This is a genomic window from Vibrio sinaloensis (genome assembly GCF_023195835.1).
GTDB classification, from domain to species: domain Bacteria; phylum Pseudomonadota; class Gammaproteobacteria; order Enterobacterales; family Vibrionaceae; genus Vibrio; species Vibrio sinaloensis_C.
Map to the genome: position 1 here is coordinate 595,771 of NZ_CP096200.1, position 25,370 is coordinate 621,140.

Here is a 25,370-nt window from a genome sequence, read left to right on the forward strand (position 1 = left end):
TTATAACGGAAAAACCCTCTGCCAGCGCTACGCCGCCGACAGAGGGTTTAGGGGTGTTATGAGCAGCTTAGTAGCTCACTTGGCACGTTTCCCATTGCGCTGTTTGGAACCCTGCGCTCGCTTGAGATGCCAAGTCGGCACACAGATTCTCTTTAACATCTTTAATATCGTTCATGTTAAAGCGAATGCTTGAGTAGGTATCAAAGTTTTTCACTTTTACGCTGCCGTTTTCCAAGTTGTAAATATATTGGATCCACGTGGTGTAAGTACCCATGTAGTTAGGGTCAATAATATCTTGTGGTACCAATGCGGCGGCATCATAAGTCGATTGCAGTTTCGCTTCCGTTTGCGCCCAAGTTAAGTTATCCCAGTTTTTCTGGCCGTTAGTCGTCCAAAGAAGACGTGCATTTCGGTCAAGAGAACTTATTGAGGTGTTGAGTTTGTTCGCTGTAGTGATCTCACTGAAATCGAACTGTTTAACATATTCACGGTGCTCTTGTTGTAGCGGCTCGTTGGCCATCACGCGCAGGTCATCTTGGCCGTTGTGAATCACGACTTTGCCACCCTCGTTCAATTGAATCAGCATCACGTCGCCAGATTTATCCTGTACTGACACGTGCAAGCCGTGTTTGCCAGCGTTAGGAAGCTCTGAATTCCAGGCAATTTGAAACTCGCCTTGCTCAAGCGCCGCTTTGGCCTCTTGAACCGTTTTAAAGTTCTGTGCAAAGAAGGTTGAAATATCGGCTAGATTGACCGCCGGCGCGCCATTGTCTTTATACTGAGCTAAGAAGGGCACTGAATCTTCCATATAGAGCACAGATGAAGCTAACCCCTCAACGTTGATCGCTTCGGCGGCGACGCCATGGAAGACTTCAAAATCTCGCAACGCGACAGTTTGGTATTTGGCAGTCCACTTGGCCGCATTTTGGTACTCGTTCACAGCGCCGGTTTGGTGCGTTTTACCCACGGGCATCACTTCAGCGACAGCGCCCATACGCTCTGCCCAATCTAAGGTGCGTACTACAGATTCACCGTGCGGCGTATCAACTAAGATACGTGAACAGGCGTTAGCAACGCCAGAGACAGTGGCGATTGTCGCAGCGGCAAGAGCAACAGTAGCGAACTTGTTAAGTTTAAAGTTTTTCATCATGACCTCGATTCTCAGATTGATCTATTGGCTTAGCTTCATGCCGCATCAGTCGCAGTTCCTTTCGTTAGAGACAGTATGCGATGAAATGTCCAATCTGGTTATCGTCTCAGACTAGGTAAAAACCCTATGGTCACTATACGCGTTCATCATCGCGTAAAGTCAGTACTTCGAACCCATCTTTCGTCACTAAAACCGTGTGCTCCCACTGCGCAGACAGTTTTTTGTCTCGCGTCACTACCGTCCAGCCATCTTTTTTGGTTTTGGTCTTTGCCGTGCCTTGGTTAATCATCGGCTCGATGGTAAACACCATACCCGGTTGCAACACTAAGCCAGTATTGGCAATCCCGTAGTGTAAGACTTGCGGATCTTCATGCATCTCTCGGCCAATACCGTGGCCACAATATTCGCGCACCACGCTGTAACCATGAGCCTCAGCGTAACTCTGAATCGCATGGCCGATGTCACCCAAGCGAACCCCTGGCCGCACCTGTTCAATCCCCCGCCACATTGCTTGATACGTTACGTCCACTAATCTGCGCGCTAAAGGGCTGGCGTTTGGCATCACGTACATCTTGCTTGAGTCAGTAATGTAGCCGCCTTTTTCAAGGGTAATATCAAGATTAATGATATCGCTATCCTTAAGAATCTGGCTGGCCTTAGGCACCCCATGGCACACTACATCATTGAGCGAGGTGTTGAGCACATATTGATAACCATACTGCCCCTTACTTGCCGGGCGTGCCTGCAGTTCATCAACGATGAACTCCTCTACCTGTTGATTGATTTCCATGGTCGACAAGCCTGGTTTTACCCAATCATCAAGCATGGCAAACACCTGGGCCAGCAACTGGCCAGAGGTACGCATCAACTCAATTTCCGCGTCGCTTTTAATAACGACATTACGCCCCATGCTTGATGTCCTCACCGTTAGAAACATTCGCCAGTGAAACCTCGGCTGATTGCAGTAAATCAGCCACCAATTGATTGAACGTCAAATGTGGATGCAACTCGGCCAGTAGACCAATTTTGATCCAGAACTCGGCTTGCGAGTTAATCGAGCGCGACATGACCGAGCTCGCCTTGCGTAGCTCTTCGTGCAACTCTTCCGATATTTTTACTATACCCAAAATATTCACCTTATATACAAAATATATATAAATTGTATATGTATTGAATGTCAGGTCAAGTCACTGATCACTTTGATCCGGTTAAGTGTTACGCCTAAATCCCCTATCGATCAGATAATGCTCAATCTTACTGGCTATTTCACGCCTTATTGATAAAACTATACATAGAGAGGGTTATTGATGGACTGGGTGTGGCTAGCTTACGGTTATTCACTGTCCGTCCCACCTAAACCGACCACTGAGGACGCCATGCCTTCACATCAGAAGTTAATACAAGTCATCAATATACAGTCGGAGATTGCTCAGCTGGGGCTGGATCTCGGTAGAATCATGCAGTTTGTCGTCGAACGAACCCTCTCTCTGGTCGACGCTGATGGCGCTGTAATCGAACTCGCCGAGCAACAAGACATGATCTATCGCGCCGCCTCAGGTATCACCGCCAAATCTTTAGGTCTGCGGCTCAAAATCGACTCGAGTCTATCCGGTTTATGTATCCGCTCCGGCGAGGTGTTGACCTGCTTTGATGCTGAATCCGACCCGAGAGTCGACCAAACGGCTTGTCGAAATATGGGCATTCGCTCAATGGTGGTGGTGCCGCTGACGTTCCAAGCAACAACAATAGGCGTGTTGAAAGCTGCGTCTTCCCATGCCTATAAGTTTGATCAACAAGATATTTTCTTGCTCGAAAAGTTAGCCACTATGGTTGCCGCGATGATGTCCTTGTGTGAGAAATACGACCGAGACGCCCTGTTTATCAAAGCCACTCATGATGATTTGACCGGGCTGGCCAATCGAGCTCTATTTATGGAACGTTTTCGAACCACTCTGGAGCAGTGTCAGAAGTTTGAACAACAATCGGCGCTTGTAATTAGCGATTTGGATGGACTAAAGACAATCAATGACAATCAAGGTCACCTAGCGGGTGATGCCGCGATTTGTGAGTTTGCTAACCGAGTACAAAAACTCACCGATTGTTCGAATACCGCAGCTCGATTAGGGGGCGATGAGTTTGGGGTGATTCTTGCCCCTATCAACCATGGTGCGGAGGTACAAGATTTCGTCTATGAGCTCGAATCTGAGCTGTCTGAACCTATCGAATTTGAAGATCAACAGATTCAAATCAGCGCCAGTGTCGGCTATGCCTTGATCCCCAAAGATGGACTAGAGATTAATCAACTGATTCATCTGGCCGACCAGCGCATGTACTCGGCAAAACGTGCCCGCAAAGCGCGCCGTGCGATACGGCACTAAAAAGGGAGCATCGCGCTCCCCTATTCAATATCCTTGGCTGATGCCAGTCACTGCTTTATTTGGCAACTAGATAGTGATGCAACCTATCTTTCATTTCAGCGCGATTATGTTTCATCAGTAGCATTTCTTGATCACTGATCGGTGAGTCGCGTAACTCGAGTTTGCGGATATCTTTATCGAGCTGATTGTATTCTCTCATCAAGCTGTCAAACGTCTCATCACTTTTGGCAAGGGTGATAATGGTTTGTTTGTACTCTGGAAACTCTTTCAACAGTGAGTGGTCTTCACCAAGCATATATGGACCTTCCTATTTACTCATCGAATCAACTGGCTAATTTTCAACCATAGCAATGAAAGGCGATCATTAAAGCGATCAACAGCACTTACTGACATGAAATTTTTGCAATCGTGATTGTGATGATTTTTTGAGACAAGGCTAAACGAGAAGTGGCTTTCATTGCTGTGGAAGCAATGAAAGCACAAGGCACTATCGGTTACTTTTGCGCACGTTGCCAATGCACCAGCCACTTATCCAAATGGTTAGCAAACTGCTGTCTGTCAGCTTGACTCAGTGGCGCTGGTCCACCGGTTTGGAGACCGCTGCTGCGCATGGTTTCCATAAAGTCACGAATGTTCAATCGAGATTTGATGTTTTCTTTGGTAAACATTTCACCGCGTGAGCTAAGTGCATGCCCTCCTTTGGTAATCACTTCATCGGCGAGAGGAATATCACTGGTAATGACAAGATCGCCGCTTTGACAGCGCTTAACGATTTCGTTATCGGCCACATCAAACCCTGCTTGTACTTGAAGCATGGTGATTTTGTTCGATGCAGGTGTACGAATAAACTGATTGGCGACTAAGGTCACTTCCACCCCAGTGCGCTCTGCTGCTCGATAAAGAATGTCTCTTACTACAACCGGACAGGCGTCTGCATCGACCCATATTTTGTTCACTCTGATTTCCTTACTGCTGTTCGCGCACACAAAGCGCTAAGGCGGCCATTAGACCGCACTTTTGCCAATCTCGATAGTGCTATTTGAACTTCACCGCGGTCCCACTCACGCTGACCATCATCATGCTGCCGCCACTGCCGATCACTTCGTAATCAATATCGATGCCAACAATACCATCGGCACCCAGTTCACGCGCTTTAGCTTCCATCTCTTCAAAGGCAATTTCTCGCGCCCGACCCATTTCTCGCTCGTAAGCCCCTGAACGGCCGCCAACCACATCACGAATCGCACCAAACATATCTTTAAAAATATTGGCGCCCAAGATGGCCTCGCCGACAACCACGCCCAAGTAATCTTGCACTGGGCGCCCTTCGACAACGGCAGTGGTAGTTTTTAACATGGTGTTCTCCTTACGTATTAAATGACTAGAGTGAGAGCCTAACTTCATCTTTTCAAACACTGCGGCAAACCACAGATTATGATTCAGTATCGAAACTAGGCTGCTCAACTGCAACTCTTTTTGACCATAGCGCGAGAAACAAACCCGCATAAACAAATTCGCCCCTAAGCAGTATGCGGATTAGGGGCGAATGACTATTTGACGCGTAGCAATCGATGTTTGACTGTGCCCAGTTCAAACTCCATCACTTGCGAGCGCTGCATTTTTTCAATCTTTTCAATCATGGTTTGGCTGTAGCCTTTGCGTTTCATCCACTGCATTGGCTCGGCAAAGCTATCTTCATTAACCACATAAGGCTCACCTCTATGCTCGCCAGCAAACACATTCACCACCCAGACTCTGGACTGAAAATCGAGTACATCTAATAGACTGGCTTTTAGCTTCTTCAACATAGTGAAACACCAATTAACTGGACAACAACCACACACCGACGCCCATCATCAGAGTGCCCGCGATACGATTTAACAAACGGACATTGTGCGCCTGACCAAGCAAGCGTTTGAGCCCTTTACCACCGGTGGCATAGAGTGTCATGCAAATGAACTCAAACAGCAAAATAATCGCAACCAATACCACCAGCTGCGGAGCTAAAGCACTGCTTTGATCGATAAACGGTGGCAGCAAGGAAATCATAAATGCCCAGCCCTTGGGATTGGCAATTGCAGTTACGAAACCTTGTACAACCAAATCCCAGTCGGAGTGAACGACTTCTGCTCGTTGATCAAGATTGATCGCTAGTTTCCCGCGCGAACGCCACATCTGCACACCTAGGTAAAATAGATAGCCACCGCCAATGAATTTCAAGGCGATAAACAGCCATGGGTAGTTCAGCATAACAGCGGCAATTCCCAATACCGCAGCGACGGCCACCAGCCCAACACCGACCAACTCTCCCGCCATCATCCACAATGCGCGGCGATAACCAATACTCATGCCGAGCGTGAGCGCCAATGTCATGCACATACCTGGAGTAATGGAGACAAAAAAGAAAGTGGGTATAAACATGCCTAGTAGGGTGGTATTCATAGTGGCTCGTAAGGTTGGTTTTATTGATAACATAATCGAATCAACTCACAAATCCAATCCACGCTGAGCATCGATTATGGTAACTAGGTTAAATCAGCCTATAATCCACTGTCGATACTGTTCATAAGGAAGGATGCTCTTTGCTGTTTCAACGCTTGTTTACCCTATTGATTTTCAGTCTGCTGGTTGGGTGCAGTTCACTGAATGTTGCTGATCTAGCGGAAAAGCCTGCTTCTTACCACCTTGGTTATCAATCACACTCCCCACTCGCTAACTACTTTGAAAAGTTGCAGCACTCAGACCCCGATCTAAGTGGATTTTTAGCACTTGACCAAGGCGAAGACGCTCTGTTGGCGCGCTTGGCCTTGATTGAAACGGCACAAGCAAGTTTGGATTTGCAGTACTACATCTACCGTAGCGACGAAACCAGCCATCTGTTGACATGGCGACTGTATGAAGCCGCCGAGCGCGGTGTAAGAGTGAGGCTACTGCTCGATGATATGCAAAAGCGCAATGATGAGCATATTGCCGAACTAAATAGTCATCCTAACATCGAAATTCGCCTGTTTAATCCTCACCAGTATCGACAGGCACGCCTACTGGCCATGGCGAGTGACTTTGAACGCCTCAATCGTCGGATGCACAACAAATCACTTACCGCAGACGGTGTCGCCAGCATAGTGGGAGGACGCAATATCGGCAACGAATATTTCTCTTTTGCCTCCAATGTTGAGTTCGGCGATTTTGATTTATTACTTTATGGCGAGGTGGTTGAGCAGACCGCCGATCAATTCGATCTTTATTGGAACAGCCGTTACGCGATTCCAATGGAGTGGATTGTCGAGCACAGCGAGACCTTACAAGCAAGCAGTATCCAAGAGCAAGTCGGTCGTTTACAACTTAAAGAAAAATTTTCATCAGGACAGTATGACTTTCGTAAGCTTCCGCTCTATCAACACCTTAATGACGGCACCATAGAGCTATTCTGGGGTAAAGGCCAAGTTTGGTACGACCATCCCGACAAAATCGACCATCAACAAAGCCAACTGGTCGACAACCTTGAGCAGCTGTTGGCGACTGTCGAGCAATCGGTAGTGATTATTTCTCCATACTTTGTTCCTGCTCAAGCAGGAACAGAGGCCTTGATCGCGGCGGTGCAGCAAGGTGTAGATGTCACCATTATTACCAACAGCCTCGCCTCCAATGATGTGTTCGCGGTGCACGGCTGGTATGCCAAGTATCGTAAACAACTGGTTCAAAGCGGTATAAAGCTTTGGGAAATGAAAGTCAGCGCCGATAGTAAAAGTAAGTGGAGTGTCACTGGCAGCAGTCGCGCCAGCCTGCATGCAAAAGTCATCTTGGTCGACCAACGTATCCTCATCGTCGGCTCAATGAATTGGGATCCACGCTCGAGCGATCTTAATACTGAAATGGCCGCGGTTTTTGAGCAGCCTCAATACGTCAAGCATACACTATCTAAACTACCGAGCGAGCTTAATGCCAATGCTTATCAACTCATGGTACAAGACGGCCAACTGATGTGGCGCGATAACACCTCTGGTGAGATTGTTGACACTGAGCCACAAGCGAGTGTTTGGCGCAGAATTGGCGCGTGGCTGTCGGGAATACTACCGATTGAGCAAATGCTATAACACAGGTGCAGTTCTGTGATAGTGAATCGCCATTTGTCATTGCACGTTTATGCATTCAATTTCTCAAGTAATGAGAATGGAGCAAGCTTTAATACTTGGAATTTCTGACGTTAAAATAGATAAATAAAAGATAATAAACCCAGAAAAATAGGTTAACACCTAGTTAAAAGACCAAGAAATCAGGTGACATTGATCACATTCAAGCATCCATCTGCTGTTTTTGTTTTCTGATTTTTCCTCGTGCCTGCTAACCTCCTGCTCGCCTTGAATTGAACTCAGGGTGCATAACTATAAGGAGTGTTCACTATGAATACCAAGAAACCGATGTCGCTGACTAGCCGTGTTATTTTAGGTATGGTCGCTGGTATCTTGACAGGCTTTGTTATTCGCAGCCTATTTGCAGACAACGGATTTGTCGATGCATACATTGTTAATGGATTATTCGAAGTCGGCGGAAAAGTCTTCGTCGCAAGTTTGAAAATGCTTGTTGTTCCACTGGTGTTCGTTTCGCTAGTTTGTGGAACCAGTTCACTGAAAGATCTTTCGACGCTTGGTCGTATGGGGGGAAAAACCCTTGCTTTCTACATCATCACGACTGCGGTCGCGATTACGCTTGCCCTAACCATGGGTCACGTTTTCCAACCAGGTGCAGGTGCCGATTTAACCGCAGCCAGTTCATTTCAGTCCGCTGAGGCGCCATCGCTGGGTCAGGTGATCATTGATATGTTCCCGACCAACCCAATCAGCGCTATGGCGGAAGGCAAGACACTGCAAGTGATCGTGTTTGCTTTGCTGTTTGGTATTGCAATCAGTGCCGCTGGTAAACCAGGTGAGCGTATTGCTGCCTTCTTCTCTGATCTGAACGAAGTGATCATGAAGTTGGTTGCGATCCTAATGCACTTGGCGCCGTTCGGTGTGTTCTTCCTGATGGCCAAGCTGTTTACTGGCCTGGGTTTAGGAGCCATCGTCAACCTAGCGGAATACTTCTTAGTGCTGGCCGGAACCTTGGTTCTACATGGCCTGGTCACTTACAGCGTCATGCTCAAAGGCTTCACTGGTTTGAGCCCAATTACCTTCTTGAAGAAGATGGAAGACGCAGTAATGTTCGCCTTCTCTACTGCTTCTTCTAACGCCACTATTCCAGTTACTATGGAAACGGCAAAAAACCGTATGGGTGTTGATAACCGCATCTCCTCATTCACAGTGCCACTTGGCGCAACCGTGAATATGGATGGTACCGCGATCATGCAAGGTGTCGCGACCGCGTTTATCGCACAAGCCTTTAACATCGACCTCACCATGGGTGACTACCTAATGGTGATCGTGACGGCAACGCTGGCATCGATTGGTACCGCGGGTGTACCTGGTGTTGGTCTGGTTATGCTAGCGATGGTACTCAATCAGGTAGGTCTACCACTGGAAGGCATCGCGCTTATCATGGGTGTTGACCGCTTACTGGATATGATTCGAACGGCAGTGAATATTACCGGCGACAGCGCAGTCACTGTGATTGTGGCTAAGTCAGAAGGCGCGTTGGACGAGACACGATTCAACGATCCTTTAGCGGGTGAAAAAGAGGAAGAGGTGCACTTAAAGCACTCTGACGCTTAATTCTCCCTCACTGCTTTACCACAAACCCGAGGCTGCCTCGGGTTTGTTGTTTCCACTCAACAAGTTAAACAAAACCCAACCATTTTCTTCGACTATCACTACGCAAAATTGAACAACCTCAGCCATAATTAACAAATCCATCAATAGCAATTGATAGGGCATTTGTTATGGCAGTTTTTCGTTGGATCCTCACCTGTATCACCGTCCTGAGTAGTATCGTCTGGTCACTTGTCGCGTCTGCGGCCATGCCATTTGATCTGCCTCCAGGTCTTAGCATTGCCGCCGCTGCGCAGCAAAAACATGGCGACCGTTTCCTCGATGTTGAGGGCGTGGTTGGGCACGGCCTAGCCACCGATAGCAACGGAGTCGGCATCATAGTGGTGTTTACTGAATCTCCCGTCGTGCCGGGAGTGCCGGTCGCTGTCGATGGGGTGAAAGTCAAAACCGTGTTTAGTGGCCGCTTTTATGCACTGGCACCACCGCTCTGTGGCGGTCCGCCTTCCGAGCGACCCGCAGAGTGCTTTTCTGACCCAGAGCCAGAACCAACGGTAGACCCTACCGCTCGCTTTGAGCGACCAGTACCGATTGGGGTTTCAACTGGTCACCCCAATATTACTGCTGGCACCATAGGTGCTAGGGTGACCGATGGTACGGATGTCTACGCGCTCAGTAATAACCATGTGTTTGCCAACTCAAACCAAACGAGTGTGCCAGAAAACATCCTCCAACCTGGCCCTTATGATGGGGGTGTGGAAAATGGCGATACTTATGCAACATTAGTCGACTATGAGCCGATTTTGTTTGATGGTTCTGCCAATATAATGGACGCAGCGATCGCCCGCAGCGACGAAGCTTCACTCGCGACTGCAACGCCCGCCGATGGTTATGGCACCCCGTCCTCGAGTGTCGAAACCGCGATGCCTGGACTCGCGGTTAAAAAATACGGCCGCACCACCGGATTTACTCAGGGCACAGTAGACAGCATCAATGCCACCGTCAATGTCTGTTATGAAGGGGGATCGAGTTGTACCAAATTAGCCATGTTTGTCAATCAGGTGGTCATCACTCCAGGTACATTCAGTGCAGGTGGCGATTCTGGCTCGTTGATCGTCGCCAGTGATAGCAATGCCGCAGTCGCTCTGCTGTTCGCGGGCTCGTCGTCTTACACCATAGGATCTCCAATCACCCCGATATTACAGCGCTTTAATGTTACCATTGACAGTGCGACTGCACCGCCACCACCTACGGGCGATTTTGCACTCACCGCCTCTGGCTACAAAGTGAAAGGGCAACACAAAGTCAATTTGGAGTGGAGTGGTAGTCAAGCGACCCAAGTCGATGTGTACCGCAATGGCGTACTGGTTGAAACCGTGACTAACTCTGGCTTCTATAACGACAACATCAACAGCAAAGGCGGCGCGACCTATAATCACAAGGTGTGCAACCAAGGAACGGAAACCTGCTCGAACACCTCAGTGACCGTGTTTTAGCGCTGTGCACCCACTCGCGATCTCTGTGATGATGTGACAAAGCTGTCTTGGCCATTGCGACCGAGACAGCTTTATTGCTGACAATTCAACCATATCCAACCTAACTCACACACCTCGCACCGTTTCAGCTTTACAATGTGTTACATCATAATAACAAGTCACTTTCAAAGGAGTGAAAGCATGAAACTGCAGTGGTGTGTTGCTGTTCTACTTTTGTTGCCCTTTTCTACCTTTGCCGCCTCTTCTACCGAACAGGTGCTGCCATTAACTCAATCAACCATAGGTTATGCATCGTTACTCATTTTTGCTATCGCCTACACGCTAGTGATGCTCGAAGAGTACCTGCAACTGAGAAAGTCCAAGCCGGTACTGCTTGCCGCCGGGATCATCTGGGCGATGATCGGTTATGTGTATAGTCAGTATGACCAAGTTGAAGTGGCCAAAGCGGCGCTGGAGCATAATCTGCTTGAATACGCTGAGTTGCTGCTGTTCCTGCTGGTTGCGATGACCTATATCAGCGCGATGGAAGAGCGCAGACTGTTCGACGCGCTGCAAGCTTGGATGGTTGGCAAAGGCTTCAACTTTAAAACCTTATTCTGGCTCACCGGGATATTAGCCTTCTTCATTTCCCCTATCGCCGATAACTTAACCACAGCGCTGCTGATGTGCGCCGTAGTCATGAAGGTAGCGGGCGACAACACTAAGTTTATCAATCTCGCGTGCATCAACATTGTGATTGCCGCCAACGCAGGCGGGGCTTTCAGCCCATTTGGTGACATCACCACGCTGATGGTTTGGCAAGCCGGTCATGTCTCATTTTCAGAGTTCATACCACTGTTTCTGCCCTCAGTACTCAACTACTTAGTGCCTGCGATCATCATGTCGCTGTTTATTCCCAATGCCAAACCTGACGTGGTTCACCAGCATGTCGAGCTTAAACGCGGCGCGCGAAGAATCGTCGGCTTATTTATTTTAACCATCGCCACGGCTGTCGCTTTTCACGCGGTACTTCACTTCCCGCCAGTAGTGGGCATGATGATGGGGCTCGCTTACCTCCAGTTCTTCGGCTTTTTCCTCCGTAAAACGCTTAAGGCTTCGTTAAAGAAAAAAGCGCTGCGGGCAATAGAAAACCGAGACGACTACGCATTAAAACGTTTAGGCTCAGTGGTACCGTTTGATGTGTTTCGCCGTGTGTCTCACGCCGAGTGGGACACGCTATTGTTCTTTTACGGCGTGGTGATGTGTGTCGGAGGCTTGAGTTTACTCGGCTACTTAGGGCTGATTTCCGAGGTGATGTACACCCAGTGGGACCCGGTGTGGGCCAATGTTATGGTCGGTATTTTGTCGGCGATTGTCGATAACATTCCCGTGATGTTTGCGGTACTGACGATGGAGCCAACAATGAGTATGGGCAACTGGCTATTGGTTACATTAACGGCTGGAGTTGGCGGTAGTTTACTCTCTATCGGATCGGCTGCGGGTGTGGCTTTGATGGGGGCCGCGCATGGTAAGTACACCTTCTTTGGTCACTTAAAGTGGGCGCCGGTGATTGCCATCGGCTATGCCGCCAGTATCGCCCTGCACTTAACCCTCAACAGTGCACTATTTACTTGAGGCTGAATCCGGCTCGAATTGACGCTTTTGCCAAGTACTGGCAAGTTGGTACTTGGCACAAACGCTACAGGTAAGTAGCTCGTTATTGCCGTGAATGCGCATCACAATATCTTCGCGCTTCTCTTTAGAACTGTTGCGCATTTGAATGGTGAGAAAGTTATCCTTTACTTCAAAGGGCTTAGTAAAATTCTCCCCTTTGGTTTTGATAATGGTCACATATGCGTCGCGAAACTCGAGTCGATCTTGGTTATACAAGTTGTCAAACACCCCGGAAAACTCGTAAGTCTCTTTATTGAGGATACGTTCAGTCTGCTCGTCTGAGCACCCGAGTAGCGTTGTTGTCATCAGTGCCACTAAGGCCAAGTTCGCGACCCTACCAGATATTCGCATTCCTTTACTCCATTTGCTCGAGCGCAAGCAACTTCGCTTTACGCTCAACACCTCCCGCGTATCCGGTCAGCTTACCATTTTTACCTATTACTCGATGGCAAGGCACTATGATAGAAATCGGATTCTTACCATTGGCCATCCCTACCGCTCTGACCGCTTTGGGCTTACCAATCGCATCGGCAATCTGTTGGTAACTCCAAGTTTGACCAAATGGGATTTGCGTCAGTGCTTGCCAAACCTGCTGTTGAAATGGCGTTCCCACAGCAGCTAACGGTAGGGTAAAGTCCCGACGTTGGCCTGTAAAGTATTCTTGCAACTCTTGTACCGCCTGACTCAAAATCGGGTGCTGTGGGGTATAGTCGCCCAGCGTGTTAGGTTGTGTTGTTTGAGTCTCAAACCAAACGCCCAACAAGCCGTGTTCATTGGCCTGAAGCGTGATATCCCCAAGTGGAGAAGGACAGTAACAGTAATAATTCATGCATGACTCCAACAATGAAATGTGGCGTAGCTGCCCCACGGAGCAACCGATTTAGGATTGAGTTGGTTAAAGGTCTGCAACGCTTTTTTCACCACCAAATCCCCTTCTAAAAAACAGTTTGGATCACTTTGGCCTCGCAACTTGGCATAGTTTACGGTCCAAGGGCCAATCCCCTTGATTTTCAGCCATTCGCTAGGGTCGTGTTGCGGATACTGAGCCACATAACTGGCAAAGCGCGCAAGTGTCTGTTTGCGGCTTTGTGGCATACGCAAAAACGACAAATCCGCGTTGATCAAATCGGTTGGCGTAGGAAAGTGCGTCACCTCATTCGGCTGCAACGTCGCCACTAACAAATTGAGCTGACCAATCGCCGCTTTAATCGACACTTGTTGACCTAGGATGGCTCGAACACCTGCCTCCCAAGCGCTCCAAACGCCGGGAATACGAATACCAGATCGCTTAACCAGATCAGGAGCCAAACTGGATAGGTGCTGCTCAATACTCAACACATCACTATCTAAATCAAACATTCGCCTGAACTGGTTAACCAAAGCTCTCAACTGACTGACCTGTTCCAATTGGAACTCAACCCGCATAACCCCAGGCTTGCGGTGAGCGATGGAAAACCAAGCTCGCTGTCCGTTGAGTGAGACACTGCGCTGATACGCATGCTCGGTCACGACTTCTAAGCCATCAATCGCACGTAAACGATAGAAGTCCAACATGTGCTGCCAATCGAGCGGCCCACGATAAGCCAAGTCAAGGCAGTTAGTGTGTACTTGCTTTTGCTCGACCTTTCTCAACTGCGATGGCGACATCTTCATCACCTTATAAAAAGCATCATTGAAACGACGAACGCTGTTAAAACCGCTGGCTAACGCGATATCCGTTACCGACAACTGGCTACTGTGCAGCAGCTGTTTAGCGAACATGAGCTGATAGTAGAGCGCATATTGCTTAGGCGACATGCCCAAATAGTGATTGAACAGTTTTCGCAAGTAGCGGTCCGATATGCCTAAACGCAGGCAAAGCTCGGCTAGAGAGCAACGCTGCAACTCCCCTTGTTCGATAAAGCGAATCGCTCGTTGAAAGGTCACTTCTGTGCCCTTCCACGCCCAGGAGCTCGGTGCACTGTCTGGGCGACAACGCAAACAAGGTCGGTAACCCGCTTGCAGGGCTTGCGCCTTGTCGTGGAAGTACTCGACGTTCTCTTCTTTCGGCAAGTTAGCCGGACAAATCGGTCGACAAAATATCCCGGTGGTTTTGACCGCAACATAAAATTGGCCATCAAAACGACTGTCACGGGCAACCCGCGCAGTATGACACTCGTTTTGCGTAAGCTTTGTGATTACACGACTCATGGGATTTTCCGATGCTGTTCAGAACCTTATGTGAGTCTAATCGCATCGGTGCTAATTACTAGCCATTTTCGGAACTAAATTCTATTTGCCAAGTGTGATGCTTGTTCTAAAGTTAGCTATGCAGAGTAATTAATAATAAGGAAGTTGGCTATGAACCTGCACTCTTGCACTATTGTGCTTAAAGATCACCTCACCATGACGTGTGATGATGTCGAACAAACCTTAGGCATTATCGATCAACACGGCCCCGCCAATATCGACAAAATTCTGATTGAGGCGTTTGACGGGCAAGCGGTACGTCGCTACGACGCGCTCTCTATCGAGGAGTCGATTGAAAGTCTGATGAGCTTATAGCATCAAGACTTCACTACTGATAGCAGCCCCACTTCGGGGCTGTTTGCTTTTTCGGGAGCAACTCATTCGAAAAATTTGAAGGTTACGCTCGAAATCCCCCCATTCTTTCGCCCCTCTCAGATACCTATACTGGCCCCAATGAAATAAAACGGCTCTAATATAGCCCAACTTCCTAGTGAGGCAGCATTATGAAAAACACTCTCGTTCTTAAATCTAGCATCCTTGGCCCACACTCTCAGTCAACACAACTGATTGATAAGGTGCTAGAAGGCAAATCAGGTATCATCGAGCGCAATCTTGCAGAAAACCCACTTCCTATCCTGGATATGGATGTCGCGACGGCACTGCGCGGTGGTGATGATCTTACTGAGCAGCAGCAAGCGATTTTGGCGCTGTCTGATCAGCTGATCGACGAACTCAAAGCCGCAGACCAAATCGTGATTGGTGCGCCAATGTACAACTTTATGGTACCGACTCAGTTGAAAAACTGGTTCGATATGATTGCCCGCGCTGGTGTGACGTTTTCCTACACCGAAAACGGCCCTGTGGGACTTATCGACAATAAAAAAGTGATCGTAGTGACAACCCGTGGCGGCTTGCACAAAGACTCACCACGCAACTCAATCGAAAGTTACTTAACGACTATGCTTGGTTTTATCGGCTTGACTGACGTTGAATTTGTTTATGCCGAAGCGCTCAACATGGGTGAAGAACAAGCTGAAGCTGCTCGTGAGCAAGCCACTCAAGCGCTAAGCGAACTGGTTTAGCACTGGTTTAATCCCAATCGGATATAAACGCCCATAATGTAAAAAGCCCAGCATTCTCTGCTGGGCTTTTGTATTCATGGCAAATGGCAAGTTACTCGTCGACAGGCAGATCCGCCATCTGTTGAAAACTAAAGGCGGTGACTGGATCGATCGTTTTCACCATCTCTTCCACTTGCTTAATCGCTTCAATCGAACTGCTCGCTTTACGATAGCTGAGATAAATCGGGCGACACCAAGCTTGTACCCCGTTCACTTCGTGCAGTTGCCCGCCCGCTAGGAACGGCTGAACTAATGAGTCGGGCAAATAGGCACTGCCGCCTTTCTCGAGAATAAAATCTAGGGCAATACGTGCGTTAGAGGTGCGCAGATAAGGCGCGGGGATTTTTGGGTGGCGCTCGGCGTGCTCTGAGGCAAATTTTGTTCCCCAGTCAACGTACACATACTTAGACTCAAACACCGACTCGACACTGTCTGCTTCGGTCGAGACTAGGGTCAGCACCACGTCCGCCACTTTTTTGCAGTGCAACTCATCCGCTTTAATCTGATCAAAGGCAAACGCCATATCTAGGGTACGCTCCTGCAAATTTCGGGTCAGCGCTTCTCGGCCCATGATCTCGGCAATAAAGCCGTATCCGTCAAACTCGTCGGTGATTAACGAGAGGCAGTTTTGCAAATAGGCATCCCAAACATTTGGGGTGCCTCCTAAGGTCAGCTGTAGGCCCTTACCGCTCTCTAGGGATAGCTCCATCTTGGCTTGTTGCAAAGTGCTGACCATCACCTCGGCGTAGCTTATCAACCGCTCACCTGATGATGTCAATTTGATGTTGTTGCGATCACGGATAAACAACTGGGTATCGAAGTAGCTCTCAAGCTGCTTGATTCGCGCACTCACTGCCGCTTGGGTAATGTAAAGATTCTCGGCAGCTTTGCCAAAGTGTCTGACCTGCGCCAATTCTAGAAAGGTTCTGAAGACTTTTACGTCCATTATTTTTCCTCTGCCAACAAGCGTTTAAAGGTAGCAAGTTGCTCGTTTTTTTTAATCTTTAGTTCACGAAACTGTTATCTAAATTCAATAAATATCTTCGATAGTGAGGATAAAAATTTTTTGTTTCTCTTTTGTTAAATTTAGGCCTAACTTTCGATCTAGTTCAACCACGTAGGCATAATAGAGGCTACCGAAATGTCAGACACTCAATTTCGTCATGGCAAAAAACGTTTTTACGACAACACTAAGTTTCCGCGCGGGTTCGCCAAGTCCGGTGATTTTACGCTTGGAGAGGAAGAAATACTAACCCTTTATGGCGACACTATGCTCGGCCTAGAGTCTGGCGAGTTAATCCCTGAAAACACGGAAGAAAAACATTTCGTAAAAGTGTTATCTAACCCGGGTAAAGCCAAGTCTAAATTAGAGCGCGTATGGCTCAAGTATGTTCAATTGGCACGCGGACGCAAACGCTTCCATACCCTAAATGGTCGCAGCAAACCCGACGCAAGCCTAGAAGATTATTCTGAAGATGCTAGCCTAGTCGAAGAAGACTAACCGATTAAACACTAAGAAGCGGCTTTCGAAGGAAAGCCGCTTTTTTATTGATATTGAGAGAGAAACGCTGCCATGACTTTTAACCCAGCAGCCACGTCTTCAGCCAGTATCGACTCCGCCGGATGGTGACTCACTCCACCTTTGCAGCGAACAAACAACATGGTGGTGGGTACCTTGTTGGCAAACAGCATCGCATCATGGCCAGCTCCCGATACCAAGGCCTCGCCCCCGTCAGTGCACTGAGCGATGGTGTCTGAGAGTGTTTGCGTCACGTGTTCATCGCAAGCGACCGCTGACGCATTGTGGGTTTGTGTCCACTCCAATCTTAACCCCTGGCGGGCAGCGGTTGACGCTAAATTCGCATTCAAAGCGTCGATCAACTCATCACGATTGCTATCGCTTAAGCTCCTGACATCTAAACTCAGATTCACTCTGCCAGGTATCACATTGACCGCCCCGGGCAATACTTGTAGCCGTCCCACTGTCGCCACAACCGGGCAAGGTGCTTGCGTGTATTCCATCACCCTGTTATTGACTTGTGTTATCCACTCACTGACCACCACCAGTGGATCGCGACGTAAGTTCATCGGCACTGTACCCGCATGCCCAGCATCGCCAATCACACTGATTTCAAATCGTCTCGCGCCGGCTATCCCTTTGACCGCCGCCAATGGTCGATCAACTTGTTCGAGGACAGGGCCTTGCTCAATATGAGTTTCGAAATAGAGCAAAACCTCGTCAAAATTGATGGCTGCTTGCTCAACATCATCCATATCTAAACCAAAGTCATCCATCGCTCGGCTAAGCGATACCCCGTCAGAGTCACAGAGATCTTGCCAACTCGATTTCCAATCACCCGTTACCGCGGAGCTTCCGAGCAGTGTCGAACCAAAACGGGTGCCCTCTTCATCGCCAAACCCAACCACATCAAGGTGAAAATCAAACTGGATCTGCTGCTCGGCGAAAAACTTGAGCAGTACCAAAGGGGCAACCACGCCCAACATCCCATCATAACGTCCGCCATTAGGTACGGTGTCAGTGTGCGAACCCATGATAATGCGCTTAGCTGCTGGGTTAACACTCGGCAGTCGAATCCATTGATTGCCCGCACTGTCTTGCCAACTTTGTAGCGCTGAAGAGTTTGCCCAGCGGGCCAACTGCTGATTGGTCTGTTTGTGCTCAGGCGTTAAGTATCGGCGATCGATCATGCCCTCGACTTGAGTGTATTTTGCGAGGTCGTCACAGTAAGCCATCACCTGATCAGCCAAGCGCCTAGCCTGTGAACAAGAAAGCGCATTTGCCATATCACGCACCCTCATTGTAAGTGGCGAGCGCGCTAGGGTAAGCGGCGCCTTGCTTAATCGGAACTCGAGCATGAACAAGCAGCGCTTCCAACGCTATCAGTGTGGTCAGTACGGTATCCAGACGTGCGTTGAACCCCATGGTGCCTATGCGCCATATCTTGCCATGCAAAGGGCCAAAGGATGTTCCAATCTCAATGTTAAACTGAGTCAGCATCGCACTTCGAATCACTTCACCATCTACGCCAGATGGAATGACCACCCCCACCACATTACTCATCTTATGCTGCTGGTCGCCAAACAGGGTCAGCCCCATCGCACTCAAACCCGCTGCCATCGCGTTTCCGGCGCGTTGATGGCGTGCAATCACATTATCGAGCCCTTCTTCGAGGTTTATTTGCGCGCACTCTCTTGCTGCAAATAACATGCTCGTCGCTTCAGTATGATGATTGAGTCGCTCCTCCCCCCAATAATCGAGGATCATCCCGAGATCAAAGTAGTTGGAGCGAATTCTACTGCGATTGCCGGCGATATGGCCGTCATGACGAATCCCTGCTTCGACATGTTTGCGCGAACGGATAACATCGACCGCACGGTCACTCAAGGTCACTGGCGCTGAGCCCGACGGCCCACCCAAACACTTTTGCAAACCGGCAGAGACCGCATCGAGTTGCCATTGATCGGTGGCAAATTCGTTGCCCACAATCGAGGCGGTGGCATCGCTATAAAACAGCACACCATGCTTTTGGCAGATCGCGCCTAAGTTTTCCAATGGCTGCAGCATAGTGGTTGAAGTGTCACCTTGAACAATCGCCAGCAGCTTAGGACGATGTTTGACTATCGCCTGCTCTATCATTAAGTCTGGCACCACAGTCCCCCACTCCACTTCAAAGCCGATCACTTCTGCGCCCGCTCGCTGTGCAATCTCTTTAAGTAAATGACCAAAGCGACCCAGTATCGGCACCAGCACTTTGTCGCCTGGCTCGATAAGCGAAACCAACACGGCCTCAATTCCGGCCCGTGCCGTGCCATCCACCAGCAAGGTGGCGGGATTATCGGTTTTAAACACTTGACGATAGAGCGCCATGGTTTGGTTCATATACTCGGTCATCACTGGGTCGTATTGACCAATGAGCTGGTTGCTCATCGCTTGCAGCACCCGGGGATAGGCGTTGATGGGACCGGGCCCCATCAGCAGACGAGGGGGAGGGTTAAGTCTTTCGAACGTTGTCATCTAAACATATCCTTATTGAATTATTCGACAAAACAAGCTGTTAAAGCACCTGAAGCAGCATGCGCGCGCCGGTGAATGCCAGCACTAACGCAAACACTTTTTTTAGCCTCACACTATCAAGTTTTTTGCCAAGGCGAGCGCCCATTGGCGAAAACAACACCGTAAAAGGGACGATAAAAGCAAAGCCTAACCAGTTCACCACGCCAACATTGCCTATGGGTGCATCAACAGGTGCACTGCCAGCTAGCAGCATGGTAATCACGCCCGGCAGGGCAATAAGAAGGCCCACCGCGGCGGCGGTGCCGACTGCTCGGTGCGCGGGATAATTTAAAGCGGTGAGTGTTGGCACGGTTAACGTCCCTCCGCCTATGCCGACCATCACGCTCAAGCAACCAATACTTGTACCAATCACACCTTGTCCGGGCTTGGATGGCAGTTGCTTGGCAAGTGGCGCCGCATTGGCACGAAACAACATATTTAATGCCGAAAGAGAAGCAATCACCCCAAATAGCCCAGTCAACCATGGACCGCCGACACGAGAGACCAACAAACTCCCCGCCACCACACCGATAACGATAAATGGCGCCAACCAACGCAGTAGTGGCCAATCCACATTGTCGTTATTGTGGTGAGCCCGTATCGACCTGACCGAGGTTGGCACTATGGTGGCCAGAGAGGTCGCGGTAGCAATCAGCATCGCTGACACAGGCTCTACGCCAAAGTATTGAAACAAATAAAAAAGTACTGGGACAATGACAATACCGCCCCCTACACCGAGCAATCCTGCTAACAGTCCGGCGATAACACCTGTCACCATCAGAGCAATGGCGATAGGTAAAAAATGAAACATCGATTCCATGAAGCTTGAGTTCCTTGTTTTTGGTGTGATTATCTGTTGTCGTTGGTTGGAATAACGATCGCCTTACCATCACTACGAGGATCGCTGGCGGCATGTGTTTGCTGGTCAGCGATGTGTATGGCGCCAGCGTGGCCGAAAAATTCAGCCATATCAGGTGCCGCGACCGCATCGTGTCCCCGCGCCAATAGTTGCTGACCGAATCGGCGAAACAGAGACTCCCCCACTTTGAGATTGTCTTCTGACTTACCCCAGGTTTTACCTAGCAGCCAGCGCGGCGCAGCGAGGGATGACTGCAAGTCCATTTGTTGAATCAAGTAACGCCATATGATGGCGGCTTGCGTTTGTGGTTGCCCCTCGCCCCCCATGGTGCCGTACACCAATCGCTCACCATTGCTTAAAAGAGCCATTGGCGGATTGAGCGTATGCATCGGCTGTCGATTAGGCGCAATGGCATTGGGGTGAGACGGGTCCTGATTGAAGCCTAAACAGCGGTTATTCCACACCACGCCTGTATCGGGATCGACTAAGCCGGAGCCAAACTCCCAGTAAAGGCTTTGAATGTAACTGACCGCCAAACCCTCTTGGTCTACCACCCCCATCCAAACCGTATCGCCAATCGGGCCTGGTGTTGGCCACGGCGCAGCTTGCGGGGTGATAGCTTGGTACTGACGGGGCAGCTCAGTCTGAGTCAACCTTTGCCGCATCTGATGGTCGCAATCTTCAGCATCACTTAACCGAGCATTGCGCCACGCAAACGCCACTTTGACACTTTCGACCAAGTGATGAAGCGCGTACTCTTCGCCCTGCAATGTATTCCAGAAATCTTGAGGCTGATTGGCGCTTAACACCATCTGATCGAGCAAACCAATGATATTGAGTGACGCACCGCCTTGAGTTGGCGCGCCGAGATTATAAAAGTCGCCCCATTGGGTACTTACCCTGAGCGGCTGACACCACTTGGCCTTGGTGGTTTGTATGTCTGCAAAACGGATTGGACTGCCCGCTTTGGTGAGAAAATCGGCATTGTCACGGGCTAGCGAACCTGTGTTCCACTCCTGCAACCCTTTCTCCGCCAATGCTCGATAGGTTCTGGCAAGCGCAGGAAGTCTAAGCTGCTCGCCTTGCTGATAAGGCTGGCCTTGGTTAAAGAAAACCGTTTCTAGCCCTTGTCCCGGATACTCCGCGGCAAGTTTCACCATGGCGTGATGGAGCGTTTCTGTCACTTTGAAGCCTTGCTCTGCATACTCAATCGCAGGAGCGAATATCTGTTGTAGCGACAGGCTTCCTGCAAATCGTTCCCGCGCGGTTTGCCAACCCGCTACCGCGCCCGCGGTGGTTAGCGCGCTCTTCGCACCGCGCTGATGCTGACCAAACTCCACATGCTGAAGATCGGCAGCCGCTTTTCCCGCTGCATTGAGTGCAATTGGCTCATTACCTGGGCGATGGATAAGCCAGAAGCCATCGCCGCCTAAGCTCGTCATGTGCGGATACACCACGGTCAGTGCACTCGCCATCGCGATACAAGCTTCAATCGCATTGCCGCCTTGCTGGAGAATCCTTTCTCCTGCTTGAGTGGCCAAATAGTGCGGCGCCGTTACCGCTGCTTGGTAAGACATACTCTCTCCTTGTGTTCGATATCCTTGTGGGCCTATTTTTTTTGCGTTATGGATGGGGTGCTTGGCCAATGAATGGAAACGCAGTGGCGAACTCAATCAAGGCTATATCGGATTGCTCACGACCCAGTAGACTCAATCCATGAGGAAGATCGCCATCAATAAACACCGGACACTGCAACTGCGGCCAACCGCTCAACCCTGCGATTGAGGTTAAACCGAGCAGAGCATCGCGCTGACACTCGGGATCGTCATCAATCAAAGGGGCGATCGATGGGACGGTCGGCATGATTAGCGCCGCGCCCTGGGGCAACCACTGAGACTGATGCTGTTGCCACAGCCGCCAGTCCTGCTCAGCTTTTGCTAGTGTGTCGCGGCCAGATTCCTGTGCGAGCAGGGACTGCCCCCAACGTAATCGCTGCTGAATGTCAGCGCCAAAAGCAGTCATGTGCTGATTCAGCCAGTCGCCATGGGCGCTCCATATCGACTCAGCTTGCAAAGCCGCGAAGCAATTTTTGCGCTCTGTTGCGTTTAAAATCGGTGGAGAGAGGCTATGTTTGGCGCACTCGGCCTGTTGATACCAGCGCCACGCATAGTCACGAAGCTTTGGATCAACACCTTGCCAAATCGCATCACACCAAACTAGGGTATCTATGCTCTGGGCCTTGTTCTGATCCTTCCAATCGGCGCTAGAGTTGTCTTCCACCTCAGCTTCACTTTGCAGGGCAAGGATCGCCAGCCGCAATGACTCAAGATCGCGCGTTAACACGCCTGCGGTATCAAACCTAGGGGCTAACGGCACTAACCCTGAGGTCGATACGCTGCCATAGGTTGGGCGCAGCCCATATAAACCACAATAGCTGGCCGGAACTCGGATTGAGCCGCCGGTGTCAGTCGCCAGCCCAATGTCAGATTCTTTGCGCGCCACCGAAACCGCAGCACCAGAGCTTGAGCCGCCGCTAAGGCGCTGTTTATCGAGAGGATTGCGTGACACACCATAATGCGCATTACTGCCCTGCAGCGAGTAGGCCAGTTCGTCGAGCTGCGTCTTATGGCTAAGATAAGCCCCTGAACGTTGCAGCAGAGACACCGCCTTGGCGTGAGCCTTAGCCGGAGTTGCACCTTTTAGCCATATCGGTGAGCCTGCGCCGGTGCGAAACCCTTGGACATCAAACAGATCTTTGACCGACACTCGCAGGTGGCTCAGTGGCCCTTGTCGAGTCGAGAGGTTGCAGCCAGAAATATCGGCGCTATGGTGACGTTGTTCTGGGCAAGGTTGAGTGTGTTGCCAGTGCTCAGCAATTTGTTCGCGAGTTGCATACCAAACATCGGCAAACTGGCGGGTATAATCGATAAATCGACGTAATCCGGCCAACCTGCCAGGCCGACCAACCAGACGACAGTGCAGACCAATGCTAAGCATTTTCGGGTTGTCGTTCCCTTCCGCATACAGCTCGTCAAACGCATCTTTTAAATACTGGAAGAACTGCTCACCGCTATTAAAACCTTGCGCAGTGGCAAAGCGCATATCATTGCTATCTAGGGTGTAAGGCACCATCAGCAAGGGTTTACTGTAATGGCAATCCCAATAGGGTAAGTCATCGGCGTAGCTATCGGCACAATACAAAATGTCGTCACGTTCAGCGATTAATTTTAAGGTGTGTGGACTTGTACGACCGGTATACCAGCCTCGAGGCTTAGCTCCGGTCATTCGCTGATGAATCGCGATCGCGTGCTCGATGTGCTCGCGTTCCTGCGCCTCAGTAAAATGTTGATAGTGAATCCAGCGAAGTCCATGACAGGCGATTTCCCAATTTGCCTGCTGCATGGCCTGAACGGCTTGCGGGTGCTTTTCTAACGCCGTCGCGACAGCAAATACCGTAACGGGAATCTGTTGCTGGGTGAAGAGCCGATGCAGTCGCCAGAAACCCGCACGACTACCATATTCATAAATAGACTCCATGCTAAGGTGGCGATCATGGTAAGACTCTGCGCCAACAATCTCTGACAGGAATTGCTCAGATCCGAGGTCGCCATGCAAAACACAGTTTTCGCCACCCTCTTCATAGTTCACTACAAACTGCAGTGCAATCTTGGCACCATTCGGCCATTGTGGGTTAGGTGGATGGGCTCCGTAACCTACCAAATCACGAGGATAGTCCTTGGTCATATGATTCCTTTTCTGCTTAACATGGTGAATCGACTCGCGTTCACTCTTAACACCGCCCACAAGATGTAAACGGTTTGATTATTTTTTGTTAAGCAAAAATCTGACCAAGTGTTCAGGTTTTTCGATTTAGGCGAGTAGACCCAGCCCTTTTAGCACCGTCTGTACGGTAAATTCCTGAGCTTGTGCATACTCATCATCATTGAGTTGACGGCCTTTGAGTAAACCAATTTCAGTATCAAAATCGGCGTAAAACTGGGTCGTCCCCCAAATCATAAACATCAAATAAAGCGGCTCAATCGCAGGGAGCTTTCCCGCATCAACCCAGCCTTGAATGACGCCGGTTTTTTCTTTACTCCAGGTGATCATTGGCCGCTCGAGCGTATCGCGAATAACTGGCGCGCCTTGAATGATTTCCATGGCAAAGATCTTTGATTCTAAAGGGTGTGAGCGGCTATAGCGCATTTTCTCGCGAATATAATTTGCGATAACTTCTGCGGGCTCTTGTTGACCATTTTGGTCGGAAAACCCCTCGTTCCACATATCCATGATCTCACCGAGTAGCGCTTTATAAAGACCCGTTTTAGATTTGAAATAGTAGAGTATGTTCGCTTTGGGCAGGTCGACGCGATCCGCGATGGCCTGCACTGTGGTGCCTTTAAAGCCGTGCTTTGCAAACTCCTCAGCGGCCGCACGCAATATAAGCGATTGATTTTTCTTTCTTATTGCCCCTGATTGGGCCGACTTATCATTGGTTGTTGTTGCTGTTCCCATCTGTTAGTTCCTTTATGACATCACCGCTGTCAAATCCATCTATGACTACATTCATCCTTCTGCCATCTTCTGTCAAGGACCGTCATTTATCACTCAACATTTGCTGCCATTGTGCCCATTTAGCGCACCAGATTAGTGCCCCTGCACCAATCCGCGACACCAAACTGCGACACAGAAACCACTAAAAGCTAGCAC

26 protein-coding genes and 1 pseudogene are annotated in these 25,370 nt (G+C 49.5%); 8 read left to right on the top strand and 19 right to left on the bottom strand.

Features of this window, described 5'->3' with window-relative positions; translation table 11 throughout:
* Positions 1 to 67 precede the first annotated feature (67 nt).
* The 3 genes from MTO69_RS16230 to MTO69_RS16240 form a co-directional block, all read right to left on the bottom strand.
* Complete coding sequence (locus MTO69_RS16230; RefSeq protein WP_248335583.1) at positions 68 to 1,150, bottom strand: linear amide C-N hydrolase; 1,083 nt, start codon at positions 1,148 to 1,150, stop codon at positions 68 to 70.
* 133 nt (positions 1,151 to 1,283) lie between these two features.
* A complete protein-coding gene (map, locus tag MTO69_RS16235) occupies positions 1,284 to 2,060 on the bottom strand; it encodes a type I methionyl aminopeptidase (protein WP_248335585.1) in 777 nt (258 codons plus the stop codon).
* The gene (locus MTO69_RS16240) at positions 2,050 to 2,277 is read right to left on the bottom strand and encodes a ParD-like family protein (protein ID WP_248334484.1); all 228 of its coding nucleotides are present in this window, start codon (positions 2,275 to 2,277) and stop codon (positions 2,050 to 2,052) included. The genes map and MTO69_RS16240 overlap by 11 nt, the downstream gene beginning before the upstream one ends.
* A gap of 180 nt (positions 2,278 to 2,457) precedes the next feature.
* Here MTO69_RS16240 and MTO69_RS16245 point away from each other — a divergent pair, with 180 nt between their 5' ends.
* Positions 2,458 to 3,528: a sensor domain-containing diguanylate cyclase gene (locus MTO69_RS16245; RefSeq protein ID WP_248334485.1), complete on the top strand. Its 1,071-nt coding sequence runs from the start codon at positions 2,458 to 2,460 to the stop codon at positions 3,526 to 3,528.
* Between the two features lie 55 nt (positions 3,529 to 3,583).
* Here MTO69_RS16245 and MTO69_RS16250 read toward each other — a convergent pair whose 3' ends face one another.
* From MTO69_RS16250 to MTO69_RS16270, 5 genes are all read right to left on the bottom strand, one after another.
* Entirely contained in the window at positions 3,584 to 3,823 is a 240-nt protein-coding gene (locus MTO69_RS16250; RefSeq protein ID WP_248334486.1) for a YdcH family protein, read from the bottom strand.
* A gap of 199 nt (positions 3,824 to 4,022) precedes the next feature.
* Entirely contained in the window at positions 4,023 to 4,484 is a 462-nt protein-coding gene (locus MTO69_RS16255) for a YaiI/YqxD family protein (RefSeq protein WP_248334487.1), read from the bottom strand.
* Between the two features lie 79 nt (positions 4,485 to 4,563).
* Positions 4,564 to 4,884, bottom strand: coding sequence for a heavy metal-binding domain-containing protein (locus tag MTO69_RS16260; RefSeq protein ID WP_248334488.1), 321 nt, complete (start codon positions 4,882 to 4,884; stop codon positions 4,564 to 4,566).
* 194 nt (positions 4,885 to 5,078) lie between these two features.
* On the bottom strand, positions 5,079 to 5,336 hold the full coding sequence (locus MTO69_RS16265) for a hypothetical protein (RefSeq protein ID WP_248334489.1): 258 nt from the start codon (positions 5,334 to 5,336) through the stop codon (positions 5,079 to 5,081).
* A gap of 13 nt (positions 5,337 to 5,349) precedes the next feature.
* Complete coding sequence (locus MTO69_RS16270; RefSeq protein ID WP_248334490.1) at positions 5,350 to 5,970, bottom strand: LysE family translocator; 621 nt, start codon at positions 5,968 to 5,970, stop codon at positions 5,350 to 5,352.
* Between the two features lie 143 nt (positions 5,971 to 6,113).
* On the opposite strand from MTO69_RS16270, the gene MTO69_RS16275 reads away from it, so the two are divergent.
* The 4 genes from MTO69_RS16275 (at position 6,114) to nhaD (ending at position 12,337) form a co-directional block, all read left to right on the top strand.
* Positions 6,114 to 7,622: a phospholipase D family protein gene (locus tag MTO69_RS16275; protein ID WP_248335587.1), complete on the top strand. Its 1,509-nt coding sequence runs from the start codon at positions 6,114 to 6,116 to the stop codon at positions 7,620 to 7,622.
* Positions 7,623 to 7,928: 306 nt separating this feature from the next.
* The gene (locus MTO69_RS16280; protein ID WP_248334491.1) at positions 7,929 to 9,233 is read left to right on the top strand and encodes a dicarboxylate/amino acid:cation symporter; all 1,305 of its coding nucleotides are present in this window, start codon (positions 7,929 to 7,931) and stop codon (positions 9,231 to 9,233) included.
* Between the two features lie 167 nt (positions 9,234 to 9,400).
* Positions 9,401 to 10,723, top strand: a complete 1,323-nt coding sequence (locus tag MTO69_RS16285) for a S1 family peptidase (RefSeq protein ID WP_248334492.1) — start codon at positions 9,401 to 9,403, stop codon at positions 10,721 to 10,723.
* Between the two features lie 180 nt (positions 10,724 to 10,903).
* Entirely contained in the window at positions 10,904 to 12,337 is a 1,434-nt protein-coding gene (nhaD, locus tag MTO69_RS16290; protein ID WP_248334493.1) for a sodium:proton antiporter NhaD, read from the top strand.
* Here the strand turns inward: nhaD and MTO69_RS16295 are convergent.
* Genes MTO69_RS16295 through MTO69_RS16305 form a run of 3 tightly spaced genes read right to left on the bottom strand, consistent with a single transcriptional unit; the run spans position 12,326 to position 14,566 of the window.
* Entirely contained in the window at positions 12,326 to 12,727 is a 402-nt protein-coding gene (locus tag MTO69_RS16295) for a hypothetical protein (protein ID WP_248334494.1), read from the bottom strand. The genes nhaD and MTO69_RS16295 overlap by 12 nt on opposite strands.
* Positions 12,728 to 12,731: 4 nt before the next feature.
* Positions 12,732 to 13,205 carry a methylated-DNA--[protein]-cysteine S-methyltransferase gene (locus MTO69_RS16300; protein ID WP_248334495.1) on the bottom strand — a complete coding sequence of 158 codons (474 nt, stop codon included), beginning with the start codon at positions 13,203 to 13,205 and terminating at the stop codon, positions 12,732 to 12,734.
* Positions 13,202 to 14,566, bottom strand: a complete 1,365-nt coding sequence (locus MTO69_RS16305) for a DNA-3-methyladenine glycosylase 2 family protein (RefSeq protein ID WP_248334496.1) — start codon at positions 14,564 to 14,566, stop codon at positions 13,202 to 13,204. The genes MTO69_RS16300 and MTO69_RS16305 overlap by 4 nt, the downstream gene beginning before the upstream one ends.
* A gap of 150 nt (positions 14,567 to 14,716) precedes the next feature.
* Here MTO69_RS16305 and MTO69_RS16310 point away from each other — a divergent pair, with 150 nt between their 5' ends.
* A complete protein-coding gene (locus MTO69_RS16310) occupies positions 14,717 to 14,920 on the top strand; it encodes a hypothetical protein (protein WP_248334497.1) in 204 nt (67 codons plus the stop codon).
* A gap of 188 nt (positions 14,921 to 15,108) precedes the next feature.
* Complete coding sequence (locus tag MTO69_RS16315; protein ID WP_248334498.1) at positions 15,109 to 15,687, top strand: FMN-dependent NADH-azoreductase; 579 nt, start codon at positions 15,109 to 15,111, stop codon at positions 15,685 to 15,687.
* 91 nt (positions 15,688 to 15,778) lie between these two features.
* Here MTO69_RS16315 and MTO69_RS16320 read toward each other — a convergent pair whose 3' ends face one another.
* Entirely contained in the window at positions 15,779 to 16,672 is an 894-nt protein-coding gene (locus MTO69_RS16320) for a LysR family transcriptional regulator (RefSeq protein ID WP_248334499.1), read from the bottom strand.
* A 195-nt stretch (positions 16,673 to 16,867) separates the two neighbouring features.
* Here MTO69_RS16320 and MTO69_RS16325 point away from each other — a divergent pair, with 195 nt between their 5' ends.
* Complete coding sequence (locus MTO69_RS16325; RefSeq protein WP_248334500.1) at positions 16,868 to 17,227, top strand: DUF413 domain-containing protein; 360 nt, start codon at positions 16,868 to 16,870, stop codon at positions 17,225 to 17,227.
* A 44-nt stretch (positions 17,228 to 17,271) separates the two neighbouring features.
* Here MTO69_RS16325 and MTO69_RS16330 read toward each other — a convergent pair whose 3' ends face one another.
* The 7 genes and pseudogenes from MTO69_RS16330 to MTO69_RS16360 all read right to left on the bottom strand — a co-directional run bounded on the left by MTO69_RS16330 (position 17,272) and on the right by MTO69_RS16360 (position 25,175).
* Positions 17,272 to 18,531, bottom strand: coding sequence for an allantoate amidohydrolase (locus MTO69_RS16330; protein ID WP_248334501.1), 1,260 nt, complete (start codon positions 18,529 to 18,531; stop codon positions 17,272 to 17,274).
* A gap of 1 nt (position 18,532) precedes the next feature.
* A complete protein-coding gene (locus MTO69_RS16335; RefSeq protein WP_248334502.1) occupies positions 18,533 to 19,762 on the bottom strand; it encodes a pyridoxal-phosphate-dependent aminotransferase family protein in 1,230 nt (409 codons plus the stop codon).
* Positions 19,763 to 19,802: 40 nt separating this feature from the next.
* Positions 19,803 to 20,621, bottom strand: a complete 819-nt coding sequence (locus MTO69_RS16340; protein WP_248334503.1) for a sulfite exporter TauE/SafE family protein — start codon at positions 20,619 to 20,621, stop codon at positions 19,803 to 19,805.
* 29 nt (positions 20,622 to 20,650) lie between these two features.
* Positions 20,651 to 22,237, bottom strand: a complete 1,587-nt coding sequence (locus MTO69_RS16345) for a gamma-glutamyltransferase family protein (RefSeq protein WP_248334504.1) — start codon at positions 22,235 to 22,237, stop codon at positions 20,651 to 20,653.
* A gap of 46 nt (positions 22,238 to 22,283) precedes the next feature.
* A complete protein-coding gene (locus MTO69_RS16350) occupies positions 22,284 to 23,426 on the bottom strand; it encodes an amidase family protein (RefSeq protein WP_248335589.1) in 1,143 nt (380 codons plus the stop codon).
* A gap of 81 nt (positions 23,427 to 23,507) precedes the next feature.
* Positions 23,508 to 24,404 (bottom strand): annotated as a pseudogene (puuE, locus tag MTO69_RS16355) (allantoinase PuuE); the annotation flags it as partial.
* 126 nt (positions 24,405 to 24,530) lie between these two features.
* Positions 24,531 to 25,175 carry a TetR/AcrR family transcriptional regulator gene (locus MTO69_RS16360; protein WP_248334505.1) on the bottom strand — a complete coding sequence of 215 codons (645 nt, stop codon included), beginning with the start codon at positions 25,173 to 25,175 and terminating at the stop codon, positions 24,531 to 24,533.
* Positions 25,176 to 25,370 lie beyond the last annotated feature (195 nt).

What these genes read in the sequence shown, in the direction of transcription:
- nhaD (WP_248334493.1), top strand. Translation starts at nt 10,904, where the DNA reads ATGAAACTGCAGTGGTGTGTTGCTGTTCTACTTTTGTTGCCCTTTTCT.
- MTO69_RS16230 (WP_248335583.1), bottom strand. Translation starts at nt 1,150, where the DNA reads ATGATGAAAAACTTTAAACTTAACAAGTTCGCTACTGTTGCTCTTGCC.
- MTO69_RS16315 (WP_248334498.1), top strand. Translation starts at nt 15,109, where the DNA reads ATGAAAAACACTCTCGTTCTTAAATCTAGCATCCTTGGCCCACACTCT.
- MTO69_RS16305 (WP_248334496.1), bottom strand. Translation starts at nt 14,566, where the DNA reads ATGAGTCGTGTAATCACAAAGCTTACGCAAAACGAGTGTCATACTGCG.
- MTO69_RS16250 (WP_248334486.1), bottom strand. Translation starts at nt 3,823, where the DNA reads ATGCTTGGTGAAGACCACTCACTGTTGAAAGAGTTTCCAGAGTACAAA.
- MTO69_RS16260 (WP_248334488.1), bottom strand. Translation starts at nt 4,884, where the DNA reads ATGTTAAAAACTACCACTGCCGTTGTCGAAGGGCGCCCAGTGCAAGAT.
- map (WP_248335585.1), bottom strand. Translation starts at nt 2,060, where the DNA reads ATGGGGCGTAATGTCGTTATTAAAAGCGACGCGGAAATTGAGTTGATG.
- MTO69_RS16345 (WP_248334504.1), bottom strand. Translation starts at nt 22,237, where the DNA reads ATGTCTTACCAAGCAGCGGTAACGGCGCCGCACTATTTGGCCACTCAA.
- MTO69_RS16280 (WP_248334491.1), top strand. Translation starts at nt 7,929, where the DNA reads ATGAATACCAAGAAACCGATGTCGCTGACTAGCCGTGTTATTTTAGGT.
- MTO69_RS16285 (WP_248334492.1), top strand. Translation starts at nt 9,401, where the DNA reads ATGGCAGTTTTTCGTTGGATCCTCACCTGTATCACCGTCCTGAGTAGT.
- MTO69_RS16320 (WP_248334499.1), bottom strand. Translation starts at nt 16,672, where the DNA reads ATGGACGTAAAAGTCTTCAGAACCTTTCTAGAATTGGCGCAGGTCAGA.
- MTO69_RS16335 (WP_248334502.1), bottom strand. Translation starts at nt 19,762, where the DNA reads ATGACAACGTTCGAAAGACTTAACCCTCCCCCTCGTCTGCTGATGGGG.
- MTO69_RS16245 (WP_248334485.1), top strand. Translation starts at nt 2,458, where the DNA reads ATGGACTGGGTGTGGCTAGCTTACGGTTATTCACTGTCCGTCCCACCT.
- MTO69_RS16265 (WP_248334489.1), bottom strand. Translation starts at nt 5,336, where the DNA reads ATGTTGAAGAAGCTAAAAGCCAGTCTATTAGATGTACTCGATTTTCAG.
- MTO69_RS16270 (WP_248334490.1), bottom strand. Translation starts at nt 5,970, where the DNA reads ATGAATACCACCCTACTAGGCATGTTTATACCCACTTTCTTTTTTGTC.
- MTO69_RS16295 (WP_248334494.1), bottom strand. Translation starts at nt 12,727, where the DNA reads ATGCGAATATCTGGTAGGGTCGCGAACTTGGCCTTAGTGGCACTGATG.
- MTO69_RS16300 (WP_248334495.1), bottom strand. Translation starts at nt 13,205, where the DNA reads ATGAATTATTACTGTTACTGTCCTTCTCCACTTGGGGATATCACGCTT.
- MTO69_RS16360 (WP_248334505.1), bottom strand. Translation starts at nt 25,175, where the DNA reads ATGGGAACAGCAACAACAACCAATGATAAGTCGGCCCAATCAGGGGCA.
- MTO69_RS16310 (WP_248334497.1), top strand. Translation starts at nt 14,717, where the DNA reads ATGAACCTGCACTCTTGCACTATTGTGCTTAAAGATCACCTCACCATG.
- MTO69_RS16325 (WP_248334500.1), top strand. Translation starts at nt 16,868, where the DNA reads ATGTCAGACACTCAATTTCGTCATGGCAAAAAACGTTTTTACGACAAC.
- MTO69_RS16340 (WP_248334503.1), bottom strand. Translation starts at nt 20,621, where the DNA reads ATGGAATCGATGTTTCATTTTTTACCTATCGCCATTGCTCTGATGGTG.
- MTO69_RS16330 (WP_248334501.1), bottom strand. Translation starts at nt 18,531, where the DNA reads ATGGCAAATGCGCTTTCTTGTTCACAGGCTAGGCGCTTGGCTGATCAG.